The sequence below is a fragment of the Pseudotenacibaculum sp. MALMAid0570 genome, from assembly GCF_040151415.1.
GTDB lineage: Bacteria > Bacteroidota > Bacteroidia > Flavobacteriales > Flavobacteriaceae > Polaribacter.
Genome location: NZ_JBDKWF010000042.1, coordinates 54619 through 68907, shown reverse-complemented (window position 1 = coordinate 68907; position 14289 = coordinate 54619). Strand labels below are relative to the sequence as shown.

19 protein-coding genes are annotated in these 14289 nt (G+C 30.1%); 2 read left to right on the top strand and 17 right to left on the bottom strand.

All coding sequences use genetic code 11. The features are described from left to right. Positions 1-84 precede the first annotated feature (84 nt). The 16 genes from AAON49_RS01145 to AAON49_RS01070 form a co-directional block, all read right to left on the bottom strand. Positions 85-957 carry a LytR/AlgR family response regulator transcription factor gene (locus tag AAON49_RS01145; protein ID WP_349552020.1) on the bottom strand — a complete coding sequence of 291 codons (873 nt, stop codon included), beginning with the start codon at positions 955-957 and terminating at the stop codon, positions 85-87. 94 nt (positions 958-1051) lie between these two features. Next, on the bottom strand, positions 1052-1948 hold the full coding sequence (locus tag AAON49_RS01140; protein ID WP_349552019.1) for a hypothetical protein: 897 nt from the start codon (positions 1946-1948) through the stop codon (positions 1052-1054). 3 nt (positions 1949-1951) lie between these two features. Continuing rightward, positions 1952-2320, bottom strand: coding sequence for a cupin domain-containing protein (locus tag AAON49_RS01135; protein WP_349552018.1), 369 nt, complete (start codon positions 2318-2320; stop codon positions 1952-1954). Further along, entirely contained in the window at positions 2320-2880 is a 561-nt protein-coding gene (locus AAON49_RS01130) for a hypothetical protein (protein WP_349552017.1), read from the bottom strand. Before AAON49_RS01130 ends, AAON49_RS01135 begins: the two co-directional genes overlap by 1 nt. Before the next feature lie 118 nt (positions 2881-2998). Next, the gene (locus tag AAON49_RS01125; protein ID WP_349552016.1) at positions 2999-3757 is read right to left on the bottom strand and encodes a LytR/AlgR family response regulator transcription factor; all 759 of its coding nucleotides are present in this window, start codon (positions 3755-3757) and stop codon (positions 2999-3001) included. A gap of 11 nt (positions 3758-3768) precedes the next feature. Beyond that, on the bottom strand, positions 3769-4089 hold the full coding sequence (locus AAON49_RS01120) for a 2TM domain-containing protein (protein ID WP_349552014.1): 321 nt from the start codon (positions 4087-4089) through the stop codon (positions 3769-3771). Positions 4090-4092: 3 nt separating this feature from the next. Continuing rightward, on the bottom strand, positions 4093-4467 hold the full coding sequence (locus tag AAON49_RS01115; RefSeq protein ID WP_349552013.1) for a 2TM domain-containing protein: 375 nt from the start codon (positions 4465-4467) through the stop codon (positions 4093-4095). Beyond that, positions 4439-4741: a 2TM domain-containing protein gene (locus AAON49_RS01110; RefSeq protein WP_349552012.1), complete on the bottom strand. Its 303-nt coding sequence runs from the start codon at positions 4739-4741 to the stop codon at positions 4439-4441. Before AAON49_RS01110 ends, AAON49_RS01115 begins: the two co-directional genes overlap by 29 nt. Before the next feature lie 2 nt (positions 4742-4743). Continuing rightward, positions 4744-5040: a 2TM domain-containing protein gene (locus AAON49_RS01105; protein WP_349552010.1), complete on the bottom strand. Its 297-nt coding sequence runs from the start codon at positions 5038-5040 to the stop codon at positions 4744-4746. Positions 5041-5042: 2 nt separating this feature from the next. Then, positions 5043-6419 (bottom strand): 2TM domain-containing protein, encoded by a 1377-nt coding sequence (locus AAON49_RS01100; protein ID WP_349552008.1) that lies wholly within the window; start codon positions 6417-6419, stop codon positions 5043-5045. Positions 6420-6470: 51 nt separating this feature from the next. Further along, positions 6471-6884, bottom strand: coding sequence for a DUF2141 domain-containing protein (locus AAON49_RS01095; protein WP_349552006.1), 414 nt, complete (start codon positions 6882-6884; stop codon positions 6471-6473). Positions 6885-6990: 106 nt separating this feature from the next. Then, positions 6991-8130, bottom strand: a complete 1140-nt coding sequence (locus AAON49_RS01090) for a lycopene cyclase family protein (protein ID WP_349552004.1) — start codon at positions 8128-8130, stop codon at positions 6991-6993. 97 nt (positions 8131-8227) lie between these two features. After that, on the bottom strand, positions 8228-8677 hold the full coding sequence (locus AAON49_RS01085; protein WP_349552002.1) for a sterol desaturase family protein: 450 nt from the start codon (positions 8675-8677) through the stop codon (positions 8228-8230). Further along, entirely contained in the window at positions 8677-9519 is an 843-nt protein-coding gene (locus AAON49_RS01080) for a phytoene/squalene synthase family protein (RefSeq protein WP_349552000.1), read from the bottom strand. The genes AAON49_RS01085 and AAON49_RS01080 overlap by 1 nt, the downstream gene beginning before the upstream one ends. Positions 9520-9521: 2 nt before the next feature. Beyond that, complete coding sequence (crtID, locus tag AAON49_RS01075; protein ID WP_349551999.1) at positions 9522-10985, bottom strand: bifunctional phytoene desaturase/3,4-desaturase; 1464 nt, start codon at positions 10983-10985, stop codon at positions 9522-9524. A gap of 60 nt (positions 10986-11045) precedes the next feature. Beyond that, complete coding sequence (locus tag AAON49_RS01070) at positions 11046-11939, bottom strand: MerR family transcriptional regulator (RefSeq protein WP_349551998.1); 894 nt, start codon at positions 11937-11939, stop codon at positions 11046-11048. Between the two features lie 118 nt (positions 11940-12057). Between AAON49_RS01070 and AAON49_RS01065 the strand changes: the two genes are divergently transcribed. Together AAON49_RS01065 and AAON49_RS01060 are read left to right on the top strand one after the other, a co-directional pair. After that, the gene (locus tag AAON49_RS01065; protein ID WP_349551996.1) at positions 12058-12552 is read left to right on the top strand and encodes an RNA polymerase sigma factor; all 495 of its coding nucleotides are present in this window, start codon (positions 12058-12060) and stop codon (positions 12550-12552) included. 12 nt (positions 12553-12564) lie between these two features. Next, the gene (locus AAON49_RS01060) at positions 12565-13209 is read left to right on the top strand and encodes a DUF8845 family protein (protein ID WP_349551995.1); all 645 of its coding nucleotides are present in this window, start codon (positions 12565-12567) and stop codon (positions 13207-13209) included. 34 nt (positions 13210-13243) lie between these two features. Here the strand turns inward: AAON49_RS01060 and AAON49_RS01055 are convergent, their stop codons facing one another. Then, positions 13244-14263 carry a threonine aldolase family protein gene (locus tag AAON49_RS01055; RefSeq protein WP_349551993.1) on the bottom strand — a complete coding sequence of 340 codons (1020 nt, stop codon included), beginning with the start codon at positions 14261-14263 and terminating at the stop codon, positions 13244-13246. Between the last annotated feature and the right edge of the window lie 26 nt (positions 14264-14289).

The following is a 14289-nucleotide window of genomic DNA, read 5'->3' as shown; positions in this document are numbered from 1 at the left end:
CTGATGTGATTTTACTTCAAATGAATAAAAAAACCGGTGTTTTAAAAATTACTTTGCAGTGAAATGACTTGTTTTTGCAGTAAACTAAGAATTATGCTGTAAAAATAGCTTTACTGCTTTTATATTGGCTTTTGACACCGGAACTTCTGCATCATTACTAATAACAAGACAAGAAGTATTGTCTGCATTTTTTAGCTCTTTTACTTTTCTCATATTCACAATTCCTTTTCTATGAACTCTCATGAAATAAGTGGGTAACTTATTCTCTAAAGATTTTAAACTACTTCTCATGGTATAAGAAGGCTTGTCTTCTGCATGAACTACTACACAATAGTCATCGGCTTCAATCCAATTGATTTCAGAAATAGGAATAATTTTTAATTTATTCCCAATTTTTATACTCAAAACCTGATCCTCATCAACATTTGAGTTCTTAAGCAATTGATATTCTTTTTGATGATTCTCTTTGATATCTATAAGTTCTTGTACTGTTACCTGTAATGTTTCATTTTTAAAATAAAAGAATAAGATTACAGTAAAAGCTATATATCCTAAAGTATACATAGGTGATTTCTGAAAAAGAAAAAACACTACATAATCAGAGAAAAAACTATGCAGAGTAACTTCCACAGCATTTGATGCTTGGATGAAAGAAATAACAAATACATTAAGGATAACTAATAAAATAATTAATAGAAAATGTTTTGTTACTAAGCTAAAACTAATAGACTTTTCTTTGTCTTTTGCCACAAAAAAAGGGAGCAAAAATGCTATTAACAACCAAATAATCCATCTAAAAAACTGGTTTTTAAGCACGTCAAAGAACTCAACATTTTTAGCTAATTGAAAGCGTTCTATATAGAATATTTGTTGGTAGGTTTGAAATGCAATAATAAAAATGAGGACAAAGAGAATTACAGCTCCAATGCGATAATATTTTTGCACTCTCTCTAACATGGTTGATTATTAAAGTTGATAGGCAGTTAAAATAATAGAAATTCAGCTATATAAATATTTATGATCAGGTGTTTAGCAAAAATTTAACGCAATATTACTTTTTTAACTTCATAACTTCGCCTAATAAGGCTGGTAAACCGTTAGGTTGAATACGATCGTTATTCCAATGACTTAAAATACAGCTTACATATTTATTGCGGATCTTTTCAGCAACATAATAAACTATCAAATTTTTAGCTCCTGATTGTAAATTGAGTAGGAACGAATTGATTCCTTTTACATCGTAAACTACTTTTAATGCTTTTGTTGTAACTCCTTCAAATTGAATGTTAATAGAATCTCTAGAAACTACTTTTAATTTTCTTTGATGCGTACTTATAGCTTCTCTTATTTGATTAAACTTTCTTGCATCTTCAAGAGTACCGTGAATTGTCCAATCCATTTGGCCATTATAAGAACATTGCACATTTCGAACTCCCATCCATCTACAAGCTGGACCTAATTTGATATATCTACCAGTAAATTTTATAGAGTCTATTTTACGTGCTGCATAAATTTCTTTTGAAAAATCGTTCTTTAAAAACTTCTTTATAAAGGCAGTCATAAAAGAAGATAATGGCTTTTGTAATCCCGCAAAAGTAACAACCGAAGTCCTGCCTCTATTCTCTATAAAATAGCATACATAATAACTTTTATGTTCCTTATTAATTGACGAACTTGAAGAAAAACGATAATGCTTAATATTCAAATTAGTGTCTATCTCTGGTTGTCGTTTCTTTCTTCTTATTTTATAATCTCGAAAAATAGGTTTTAACTTCTTATCAGTAAAAGGTGAGCTGTAGTCTTGTGTAGTTATGGTATACCCTCCAATATTATAAAAGATATGTGTGTCGTTTTTTATTGCTTGCAGGTCGTCAAAATTTACCTCCTCTTGGCCAAAGAATGGAGAAGAAAAAAATACTAGAACTACACTTATGATAACTCTAGTCATATGCTAGCTTTCTTCTCTATTAACAAGATCAATTGAAAACGCAGGTAAACAAATAGCTAAGTATTCGCATTCAACATCAAACGGGTTGGAATATTGAACACGAGTATTTTTATCTATTTTAATAGACTCTCCTGCTACAAGAGTAACAAGTTCTCCTTCTATATTGAATTGTTTTTTTCCATTGATGATATAGGTATATTCATCAAATTCTGGAGTTTGAAATGGCTCACTCCATCCTGGTGGAGCAATCATGTGGGCTATACTTATTTGAGAATTACCATCGGTAGCATTTCCAAAATGCTCTTCAATTAACTTTCCATCATTGGTTGGAACAACAAATGGAGTTTTCTGAATGGTATATTTCTTAGACATTAATTAAACCAAATGGTAAAGGATTTCATTTTTGCTAAATCAGGAATCTGCTCTTTAGTAACTTGCTGATTACTAAATGCTTTTAATCCTAATTCTTCTTTATCTATTGATATGGTTGCATTCAATTCATCAATAAATAAAGTAGCAGAAGCAAGTGTAGATTCTATCTTATCTATATTATTATTCATGTTTACTTCAGCAAAAGTAGAATTCAGATTTAATCCTTTTTCGGTCTTAAACCTTTTGTCGAAAATTTGTACACTTTTAATTGTAGAAGTAGAATCTAATTGTTCTTTTGGTACAATAGTTAACAGGTGTTTCCCTCCTTTTTCATAGACCAAGTATTCATCATCATCTTGAAAGAATCTATCTCCTAACGAACCTTCACTCAGGTTCTTAACAATAGAATCATTTTTAAAGATATGGTTTAAATCTTGTACCGTTGTTTTGGTTGTTAAGAGTCCAACTTGACCTTTTTTAATTTGAAACTTTTTACTGTTGTCACAACTAAAAAACAACGCCAATGATATTACAAAAACTAAGAATACGTTTTTTCTCATCATTCTTTTCCTTGGTTAATCGTTAATTAAAACGATTGAATTGATAAAATGTTATCTAAAGCAATAAATATAATGTAAAGATATAAAAAGAATCAAATTAACCTATGTTAATTATTCACTATCTATCGATCCATTTTTTAAAATCTTTTACTCTTTCTCTACTCACAATAATTTCGGTTTCTTTATAGGTATGTAAGATGAGTTTTAACCTACTATTTGTGTAAGAAATAATATCTTTAATTGCATTAATATGAACAACAAAAGTTCTATTTACTCTAAAAAAATGCTCAGGATCTAATTGATCTTGCCAATTTTCTAACGAGCCATCAATTAAGTAATTTCTATTTGCTTTTGTATGAATATAAGTGGCTTTATTTTCACTGTAAAAACATTCTATTTCATCTACATGAATAATCTTTAAATGCTGCCCAATTTTTATTGTGAACCTCTTCTTGTACTTTCTATCAATAGGATTGATAAGCAATCGTCTTATATCATCAATATTTACCTGTAAATTTGATTCTTTAGGTTGTTGATTTTTGTATTTATCTACAGCAACTTTTAGTTCATCTTCATCAATAGGCTTTAATAGATAATCTATACTATTTAATTTAAAAGCTTTTAATGCGTATTCATCATAGGCTGTTGTAAAAATTATAGCGCTACTAACCGGAATTTCTTCAAAAATTTCAAAAGACAATCCATCAGATAATTGAATATCTAAAAAGATAAGGTCTGGATGTTTGTTTGCCTGAAACCAGTTTAACGATTCTTCTACCGAATGGAGCATTGTTTTTACCTCTATCCCTAACTCATTAAGCATTCTAGAAAGTCTTCTAGCTGCAGGTTTTTCGTCTTCAATGATGATAACATTCATTATATTCTGATTTATTTTTCGTCCATGTATTCTTTAATCTTCTTCTCTTCCCAATCTTTATTCATGAATAAAAGATTGGCGCCAAAAACATTATAGGTATGAAAAGCTATTCCGATTCCCCACCATAGCCAAAGAGAATAATTATCAAAATCAAACAGAGCTTCTTCTAACCCTTCACTGCCATTATTAGCATCACTGATAATTTTAAAAACCGAAATAATTGTATTGATAACTATATATACTGTAAGGTGCCAATAAAATCCTTTTAATTTTTCTACACGTTTTTTAGCACGTAGATATTTTCTATTCATTTGTTCGTTATCTGTATTCATCATTTATTTTTTTAAAATTTTCCTGCTTACTTCATCATCTTTATCCATTAGTTCCTTGATCTTTTTTTCTTCCCAAGATTTTCCGAAAAAACTCTTAAAACCAAAAACACCTAACCAATGAAAAAACAATCCTATTCCCCAAAACAGCCAAGTTGAATACGTTCCAAAATGAGTTAATGCTTCTCCCAGGCTTCTATCTTCATCATTACTTAAGCCATAAACAATGATTCCGCTAATAAATATGTTTACAACAATGTATACTGATAAGTGAGAGTAAAATCCCTTAATATCTTTAATTCTTTTTTTTGCTTTTAAATATTGTTGTTCTTTGATGTAATTCTGTTCCATTTTAATTTGATTTAAAATTACTCTGCTCATTCATAAGTTCTTTAATTTTTTTGTCTTCCCATTGTCTTATTCTTTTATTGTTAAGTCCAAAAACACCTAACCAATGAAAGAATGTTGCCAATGCAATTCCTACTACTGCAAACCAAAACCAATGAAAGCCTGGTGAAAATACTAAGTTAACAGCTACTATGATAGGAATAGAAACTAAGTTGACAATTAAATGAACATAAAAAGCTTTGATTTCTTTTATTCTTTTTTTAGCATTTAAATAATGTTCTTCTTGGATGTAATTCTCTTTTTCCATTATTATTTTCTTTCTCTATCTTCTTCCTTCATAATCTCTCTAATCTTCTTTTCTTCCCAATCTTTCCCTAGAACGTTTTTAAACCCAAAAACACCTAACCAATGAAAGAAAACTCCTAAAATCATCCCAATAGCAGCAAACCAAAACCAATGAAATTGAGGTACAAATTTTAGATTAATAAACACTAAGAAAGGAATAATTAATATTGTTACTACTATGTGCGTATAAAATCCTTTAATTTCTTCTACTCTTTTTCGAGCTTTTATAAATTTTTGTTCTTCTGTATAATCTCTTTCCATAATTATTGAAATCTTGATTTATTTTGATCGTCCATAAGTTCTTTAATCTTTCTTTCTTCCCAATTCTTTCCTAAGAATACGTTGTAGTTATTCGCTTCTAGCCAATGGAAGATAACTCCTATTCCCCATCCTACTAAAGGAAACCAAAACCAATGGAAATGTGGTGAAAAATAAAGGTTGATAAAAATCAAAAACGGAATAATAATCACATAGGATGCTAAGTTTTGATAAAACTCCTTTAATTTTTCTACACGCTCAACAGCGCGTACATATTTGCTGTTTTCTAAATCTTCTGAATACATAATATTGTTAATTTGTGTAAGGAGAGGTAAACTCACCTTAAATGTTTTGTTATCGTTTTCTATAACCACTCTTTTTTTAGTGATTAGTCCATATCTGTCTGCAATATTTCTCAATCCGACCTTTGTACTCTTTCCTATAGCTTCTTTAGGGTTTATGTTGTTTTCAATAACCAAATAACCATCTTGTTCATACATCTTTATTTTTAATGGTTTTAAAGACGATACTACGTTGTGTTTTACTGCATTTTCTAATAACAACTGTAATGATAGTGGAACAATCTTTAATTCTCCATTACTAACATTTGAAGGAATTTCAAATTGAACAGCATCTTCAAAACGCATTCCTAACAATTCCATATAAGTTTTTGCAAACTTTAATTCTTCTGTTAGAGGAATTAAATCCTTATTTCTTTGCTCTAAAACGTATCGGTATACTTTTGATAACTTGGTTGTAAACTTTTCTGCTTGGTAAGGGTTCTCCCCTATCAAGGATGTTAATACATTAAGGCTATTAAACAAGAAATGTGGATCTATCTGACTTTTTAAAGATTCAAACTTTGCTGTTTCTGTTTTGGCTACAATCTCTTGTCTAGTAGATTTTTGCGTCATAGCAGCTTTCCAATTCTGCATAAACCCTTGTGCATGGAAAAATGTAGAGACTCCCAAAGACAAGATGATATAAAACAAATGAACCCAAAAATTATTTCCTTTAAAAAAATTAGCTGGTTCATCACCTCCCCAAACAATAATCATTAGATAATTGATTGCCAAGACTAAAGGAACAGTGTAAAGTACTGTAGCTATAATTCCTGCAGTTACTCGTTGATTGGTTTGAGTAATCCAATCCCATTTAGAGCTTAAATAATTATTAATAAAACCATTTCCAAATCCCATTCCGAATGAAAAAAGCCCTGAGATTACAAACGATTTCCAAATAGCTTCAAAAGAGAAATTTGGTAGCGGAAGTAAAACTCCAAAAAGAAAGGTAAATACTAAGGTAATTTGTAAACATAATACAAGTCCTTTTCTAATATTTCTAATAGTGAAAACTTCTCTAATTTCTCTTTGCTGGTTCATTTTGTCAGTTTCTTTTGTTCTTGGTTATAAATTTAACTAAAGTTCTCTAACCTAAAACTTAATTTCTAAGGTTACCTCTTTATCAGATACAGTAAACTTTGCATCGTCATATTGTGGAGGCCCAAAACTCATTACATTATTTGACGCTCCGTAGTCTTCCATTGGCATTCCATTTTCTTGGAAATCCATTTTGTCATTATCGTTTTTATCGTGGAAGCAAATAATTGCATATTCTCCTGGTTCTACACCTTCAAATACAACAGTACTTTTTCCATCTACGATCTTTGCATTTTTTGATTGCAAAGGCACTTTCATAAAACTGTCTTTATTGTAAAGAGCAAATGCTACTTTCCCATCGTTGCTTGTTACGTTTACTACTGTCGCTGTAACTTTTTGTTTCTTGTTTGACATTAATCCTCCTGTAAGGATTGTAGTCGCTATTAAAATAGTTGCTAAAATTTTCATTTTTTTTGTTTTTAATGATTAATTACACTGCAAATGTGCAATACATGACTTCTTTTAAAAACAAATAATTACCGAGTTGTCTTTTTTTAAGGATGAATTGTAGTTCCTAAAAAATTCTTTTAAATAAGGCCTTTACAAATCGGAATGGAGACATTGTTAAGAAAATTGATATATCTTCAGTAATGCTAGTTCTTTCATCTAAGAATTTAAATATCTTTTGGATTGAATTTCTTTTGAATAGTTTTGAAAATATCTTAGATCCCAAGTGATTCTCTTTAGAAAGCACATCAAGCAATAGTAAATCATACCACCAAAATCTAGTTTTTTTTCTAAACTCTCTAAAGCTTTTACCTGTCTTTATAAATTCAATCAATTCGCTTGTATTCTTATTAATATTCATAAAAGTAAATCCTGTACTCGCTTTAGACCAACCTCCTGCAGTTCCTATATTCAATACATTTTTAGAGTTATGCTTCCAAAATCGATAAGATGTCATAGGTATTATCCCTTTCTCTTTTTCTACAATTGTATATTTTGTTATCGATTTTTGTTTCAAATACCTCTCGATTTCTTTTTCATACTCTGAAGTTTCTAATAGATTGTTAGAAAACAAGGTGTATTCAAAAAGTGCTTTTCTAGGAGACATTGGCAGCACATACATGAATCTTGTATTGTCTCTTTGCTGAACAGCAAAATCCATAAAAGTAGCCGCTGTATCATCAAACATATCACTTTCTGTTTCTATGAACCATCCTACAAAATGTTGTTCTAAAGCTGGATACTTTAGTTGTTGTTTGTACATTTTTCCAAATAAAATACTATTGAAAAGTTTGGATGCGTGATATTCTGTTTTCTTCGTTAATACTGATGCGCTATGAGATTTGTGACTTATATTTATAATAGTGTCTTCAATAAAACTAATATTCTCTTTAGATTCTATAACTTCCCATAATTGCTTATAAAATTTTTCGCTTCTAATAGTTTTATACGAATACGGAGAAAGTGATATTTTTTTAGAAAAGTTATCGCTATTAAAAAGAATATGGTTCCAAGATTTACAAACAACATCGTCCCATTCTCCTTTACCTTGTTCCCAAAAACTCCAGGTTCTATCGTTTGTGCTTTTCTTTTCTTTATCAATGATGAGAATACTTTTGGAGTCGAAAAAAGAATCATTAGCCATCCTATAGGCTAACATCAATCCAGAAGCACCGCTTCCAGTAATTATGTAGTCGTATTCTTTCATTAATTAGACCAAAAAGGTAAGAAAGAAAATTGTAAAAAAAGAAAGATTTTTTCTTTGATGTTTTTATTGATAAGATTACGTGTTAAGTAACAAGATCTTATCTTCTATAAGTTTGAAAATATTTAAAAGGAACATATAGCATTCCGAAACACTCGCCATGATGTTTTCCTAACTTTTTATGGTGTATTTTATGTGCTTTACGCAATCCCAACAAGTAACGATTCTTTGTATGCTTAAACCATTTAAAACGCTGATGAATAAGCACATCATGCACAAGAAAATAAGCAATACCATAAAATAGAATACCTAATCCTATAAAGAAAAGATAGTTGAGTTCTGGTCTAATACCAAAGTAGAAAAGCAAAATGCTAGGTACCGCAAAAACGACAAAAAAGAGATCATTCTTTTCAAAGGGAGTCTGATATCTCGGTTGATGATGATCTTCATGCAAATACCATAAAAAACCATGCATTACAAACTTATGGGTACACCAAGTGACTCCTTCCATGATTAAAAACGTAGCAATTGTGATTAAAGTAAAAATCATTAAATCATGTTTAATTTATATTTTACATAGCTTCTGGCTAGCAAATTTATCTTCATTGGATCTGAAATACGCACTCTTGTTTGAATAATTTTAGAAGAAGGTACTTTCTTTAGTTTCTTTAATAATCTTCTATAATATCTGTAAGCCATATAAACACCAAACTTTGCTTCTACGGGCAACTTTAAAATCCCATGATTAAAAGCAAAATTAAAATCTTCTTCTATTTCTAGAATAATTTTTTGTTTTGAATTGCTATCTAGTGATGTTAAATCTACATTGGGAAAATAAGAACGGTTTAACAACTCATAATCATCCTTTAAATCACGTAAAAAATTTACTTTTTGAAAAGCTGAACCTAATCTCATAGCAGCATCTTTTAATTCGTTGTATCTCTCATCATTTCCATCAACGAAAACTTTTAGACACATTAAACCAACTACATCTGCAGATCCATAAATATAATCTTCATACTCTTCTTTTGTAGTGTATACAGATTTTGACAAATCTGCTCTCATACTTTTTAAAAATGCCTGAACCATATCATCAGTAATATTGTACTGTTTTACGGTTTTCTGAAAAGAATTTAAAATAGGATTTAAACTAATTCCTGTTTTATAAGCTTTGTAATAATCGTTCTCGAAGTCCAACAGCAATTGTTCTTTATCATAATCATGAAAAGTATCTACAATTTCGTCTGCAAAACGAACAAATCCATATATATTATAGATGGCTGCACGGATTTTAGGAGATAACATTTTTACTGCTAATGAAAATGAAGTGCTGTACTTTTTTGTTACTAATCTGCTAGTTTCAAAGCTAACTTGGTCAAATAGATGTTTCATTTTTATGATCTTGTTTTTTTAATTAGCTCAGATGCTATCTTCCCTGATATTAAGGATGGTGGTACACCTGGACCTGGAACGGTTAGTTGACCTGTGAAATACAAATTTTCAACTTTCTTACTCTTAATTTTTGGTCTGAGAAAGGCAGTTTGCATCAATGTATTTGCCATGCCATATGCGTTTCCTTTGTATGAGTTATAATCTTTAACAAAATCATTCACACAAAATGACTCTTTAAAGATAACGTTTTTTTTGACGTCTTGTTCTGTTAATTTCTCTAACCTATTGATAATCAAATCAAAATATTGATTCCTCAAGTCTTCATTGTCTTCTATACCAGGTGCAAGAGGTATTAAAAATATACCTGCCTCTTTTCCTTCAGGAGCAAATTTTTCATCGGTAATACTAGGAAAGCTAGCATAAAAAAGAGGTTTTTCAGGCCATGACGGATCGTCATAGATTGTTCTGGCGTGTTCATCAAAATCGGTATCAAAAAATAGAGTGTGATGTTCTACATTTTCTATTTTCTTATCGAACCCTACATAAAATAGTAGAGATGATGGAGCAAATATTTTCTTATTCCAATAAGATTCAGAATATTGTCGGTATTTAGAATCTAATAAAGTCTCTGAGTGATGATAATCTGCTCCACTAAGAATTAAATCAGAACTAATTTTTTCTCCATTTACCTTTAGTCCGGATACTTTTCCATCAGTTACGTTAATTTTTTCAACATTGGCACCGGTAACAAAAGAGACTCCCAGTTCTTCAGCTAATTTTTTCATACCTAGCACCACACTATACATCCCTCCTTTAGGATGCCAAGTTCCTAAGCCAAAATCAGCATAGTTCATAAAGTTGTAAAAAGCAGGAGTATTGCTTGGTTTTGCTCCTAAAAACAGAACAGGGAATTCTAATATTTGTATCAGTTTTTTGTTTTTAATCTTTCTACGAACCTCTCTTCTGATAGTTGAAAAAAATTGAGAGACTCTTTTTACAGTGGTTGTACTGACCAATTCTAAAGGACTAACTCCAGGCTTGTAAACTAAATCTTTTATAGCTGTATCATAATTGTCTTTAGCAGATTTTAAAAATTTCTTTAAATGTTTTGAACTCCCAGGCTCTTCAGTTTCAAAAACTCTATAAATGTTTTCGATCTCACCAGAAATTGTGATAGAATCATTCTTACCAAAATAGACTTTATAGCCTGGATCTAACTTTTCTAGTTCATAATAATCTGAAGGTTTTTTGCCAAAATCACCAAAAAATCGTTCAAAAACATCAGGCATCCAATACCAAGTAGGGCCAATATCAAAAATAAATCCTTCAATTGAGAGTCTTCTTGCCCTTCCACCTACTGTATCATTCTTCTCATATATCGTAACATCATAGCCTTGTTTAGCTAAATAACAGGACGCTGAAAGAGCTGAAAAGCCCGATCCAATAATATGGATTGATTTATTCATAAATTAAATTGTTTAACAAATATAATAATAAGTTAAACAAAAATTAAATTCAAAAAAAAATTATAATTCTTTTAACAAATTACTAACTGAGTGGTAAAGGGTAATATTAGATTGAAAATCTAAGTTCTCAACATCAACAACCTTTCTTCCAATAGCGATAAGTGAGTGCTTTGAGTTCTTTAAAAGATCATCTATTTCATAAAAATATTCGGTTATTTTATCATCATATGGCATAACCGTCATTGAAGTAATAAAACATACTTCTTGATTTCCTTCAAAGAAATAGTTCAAGTTATTTAAAGGCAGGCTTTGCCCTAAATAAATTGTTTGATTTCCTCTTAGCACCAGTTCATAATTCAAATACAGCAAACCAAGTTCATGTACTTCATTTTCTGGTAAAAAAAGCACATATATTTTGTTTGTATTAGAAATACTGTACTCTAACTTTTCTGTATTAATTTGAATTTTTTGTGCTATTAAATTAGAAATAAAGTGTTCATGTGCAGGCAACAAAGTCTCTGTTTGCCATAACAAACCGATGTGTTCTAAAAATGGCATGAACACATCCTTGAAAATTTCTCTAAATGTTTTTTTGTGCAGTAATTTATTGTAAGTATTATTAAACAGTACTTTATCAAACTGAAACATTGAAAGTTTAAAAGAATTGATAGCTTCATCATTAACTGCAACTTTAAAAGCTAATTCTCTTGCGTTAAGAACAATGTCTTCTTCAGACATTTGAGCTATTTTTGATATCTTAATATTGCTTCTATTTAACAAAACAATATTTAATAACTTTTGAAGATTTTCATTAGAGTAATAACGGATGTTGGTATCAGTTCTTCTAGGCTGAAGAAGGTTGTAACGTTTTTCCCAAATACGTATCGTATGAGCCTTAACTCCTGAAATATTTTCAAGGTCTTTAATCGTAAAATCTTTCTTAATACTGTTCAATCTTCATTCTGTTATCTTAAACAAAGATAAGTCTTTTATTTAAAATAGAAGTTTTCAGATAATTATTGTAACATTTTTATCAAATTGCATACTTATTATCAAATTAATTAACTCAAGAGTGCAAACCAAACTAGAACATAATTTCTTAACAGATTTTGAAGCAAATCAAAATATTGTTCATAAGGTTTGTAGAATCTATACGACAAATCAGGATGCTCATAACGATTTGTTTCAGGAAATAGCCATACAATTATGGAAGAACTATTCGAAATTTAGAGGTGATGCTAAGTTTAGCACTTGGATGTATAGAGTAGCTCTTAATACTGCTATTTCACTGTATCGAAAATCAACTAGAAAGATAAAAACTCAAGACATAAGTGAGTTAGCTTTTAAAATTAAATCTAGTGAATATGATGATACTGAAGAGTTACAGTTAAAAGCATTATATGGTGCAATAAGAACATTAAACGATATTGACAAAGCTCTTATTTTCTTGTATTTAGAAGATAAACCTTATAGAGAAATTGCAGAAACATTAGGTATTACTGAAGTGAATGCGAGAGTGAAAATGAATAGAGCAAAAGACAAATTGAAAAAAATATTAAACCCATAAAAGAATAATTATATGGATTTAGCAAAATATAAGAAGGCTTGGGAAAATCAACCTGAAGATCAACATAAAATCTCAGCTATTGAGATTTATAAGATGACGCAAACCAAATCTACTTCGATAGCCAAATGGATATTTATCATAGGGCTTCTTGAATTTACTTTGTGGATTATTTTAAGTAGTATTTTCTCTCACCTCGATGCTGTAGAAGTTTATGAAAAGTTAGGGCTGATGAAATACATCAATTTTGCATACTATTTTAATTATGTTGTTGTTGTATTGTTTCTTATCATCTTTTATAGAAACTATTCCTCTGTCTCTACTATTGAAGACACTAAAACCTTAATGCGTAGAATTATAAAAGTTAGGAAAACCGTTAAATTTTATGTGTATTATAATATTATAGTAACTACACTTATGATGATTATTGTAAATATCATTATTATCAATACACCTGGAGCAATTGAAGAAATATTCTCTAGTGAAAACATAAGTATGGAACCTGATAAACTTTTATCAGTATATATATTATCACAAACTATTGCTTTTGTAGTTGTAATTCTATTTTTACTATTATTTTACTACTTACTTTACGGAATTCTTCTAAAAAAATTGAAGAGAAACTACAAAGAACTTACTAAACTTGAAGAAGTAAATTAAAATAAAAAGCCTCCATTTTTGGAGGCTTTTTATTTTAAAATGATTTCAATTCATTAATCAGTTTATCTAGCATTTGGTCGGTAAAATCTAAATGAGTGACAATTCTAATCTTTCCATCACCCATAGGGGTTAATAAAATTTCTTTATCAGCCATTTTAGCAATAAACTTATCTGCATCCATATCATCCTGTACATAAAAAATTAAAATATTAGTTTCTACAGGTTCAACTCTCTTTACATAGGAAAGAGAATGTAAAACACTTTCTATCTGTTTTGCTTTTTTATGATCTTCAGCCAATCTTTCTACATTGTGTTCTAGGGCATATAACCCAGCTGCAGCTAAAAAACCAACTTGACGCATTGCTCCTCCAAACAACTTACGAATACGCAATGCTTTAGCAATATGTTCTTGACTTCCTAACAAAACTGATCCGATTGGAGCTCCTAATCCTTTAGAAAGACAAATAGAAATAGTATCAAATAAATTTCCATATTGCTTAGGAGTTTCGTTTTTGGCAACTAAAGCATTAAAGAGTCTCGCTCCATCTAAATGATAGCTTAAATTATTAGTTTCACAAACTTGCTTAATTTTTTCAAGCTCATTGAAGTCCCAACAAGCACCTCCTCCTTTGTTTGTTGTATTCTCTATACAAACTAATCTAGAAAAAGGAACATGAATATCTGCTCTTCCGGCAGCAGCTACTTCTAACTGTTCAGCAGTAAACATTCCACGATTACCATCAATTAGTTTACAAGTCACACCTGAGTTAAATGCAGCTCCTCCTCCTTCATATTGATAAACATGTGCCCATTTGTCGCAAAAAATTTTATCTCCAGGTTGCGTATGTAATTTGATAGCTGTTTGATTTGCCATTGTTCCAGAGGGGAAAAACAACGCATCTTCCATTCCAAATAGTTTTGCTACTTCTTTTTGCAAGAGATCAACTGTAGGATCATTTTTAAAAACATCATCTCCAACTTTAGCCTTCATCATACTATCTAACATTCCAGCTGTTGGTCTAGTTACTGTATCGCTTATTAAATCTACAATCATATATATCTTAAAAATTTTATTTCAGC

Bases quoted from the DNA above. Each gene is read 5' to 3' on its own strand.
- AAON49_RS01135 (WP_349552018.1), bottom strand. From the start codon at position 2,320: ATGTCTAAGAAATATACCATTCAGAAAACTCCATTTGTTGTTCCAACC.
- AAON49_RS01090 (WP_349552004.1), bottom strand. From the start codon at position 8,130: ATGAAAGAATACGACTACATAATTACTGGAAGCGGTGCTTCTGGATTG.
- AAON49_RS01105 (WP_349552010.1), bottom strand. From the start codon at position 5,040: ATGGAAAGAGATTATACAGAAGAACAAAAATTTATAAAAGCTCGAAAA.
- AAON49_RS01125 (WP_349552016.1), bottom strand. From the start codon at position 3,757: ATGAATGTTATCATCATTGAAGACGAAAAACCTGCAGCTAGAAGACTT.
- AAON49_RS01085 (WP_349552002.1), bottom strand. From the start codon at position 8,677: ATGATTTTTACTTTAATCACAATTGCTACGTTTTTAATCATGGAAGGA.
- AAON49_RS01130 (WP_349552017.1), bottom strand. From the start codon at position 2,880: ATGAGAAAAAACGTATTCTTAGTTTTTGTAATATCATTGGCGTTGTTT.
- AAON49_RS01145 (WP_349552020.1), bottom strand. From the start codon at position 957: ATGTTAGAGAGAGTGCAAAAATATTATCGCATTGGAGCTGTAATTCTC.
- AAON49_RS01080 (WP_349552000.1), bottom strand. From the start codon at position 9,519: ATGAAACATCTATTTGACCAAGTTAGCTTTGAAACTAGCAGATTAGTA.
- AAON49_RS01100 (WP_349552008.1), bottom strand. From the start codon at position 6,419: ATGAACCAGCAAAGAGAAATTAGAGAAGTTTTCACTATTAGAAATATT.
- AAON49_RS01060 (WP_349551995.1), top strand. From the start codon at position 12,565: ATGGATTTAGCAAAATATAAGAAGGCTTGGGAAAATCAACCTGAAGAT.
- AAON49_RS01095 (WP_349552006.1), bottom strand. From the start codon at position 6,884: ATGAAAATTTTAGCAACTATTTTAATAGCGACTACAATCCTTACAGGA.
- AAON49_RS01120 (WP_349552014.1), bottom strand. From the start codon at position 4,089: ATGAATACAGATAACGAACAAATGAATAGAAAATATCTACGTGCTAAA.
- AAON49_RS01140 (WP_349552019.1), bottom strand. From the start codon at position 1,948: ATGACTAGAGTTATCATAAGTGTAGTTCTAGTATTTTTTTCTTCTCCA.
- AAON49_RS01055 (WP_349551993.1), bottom strand. From the start codon at position 14,263: ATGATTGTAGATTTAATAAGCGATACAGTAACTAGACCAACAGCTGGA.
- AAON49_RS01115 (WP_349552013.1), bottom strand. From the start codon at position 4,467: ATGAGCAGAGTAATTTTAAATCAAATTAAAATGGAACAGAATTACATC.
- crtID (WP_349551999.1), bottom strand. From the start codon at position 10,985: ATGAATAAATCAATCCATATTATTGGATCGGGCTTTTCAGCTCTTTCA.
- AAON49_RS01110 (WP_349552012.1), bottom strand. From the start codon at position 4,741: ATGGAAAAAGAGAATTACATCCAAGAAGAACATTATTTAAATGCTAAA.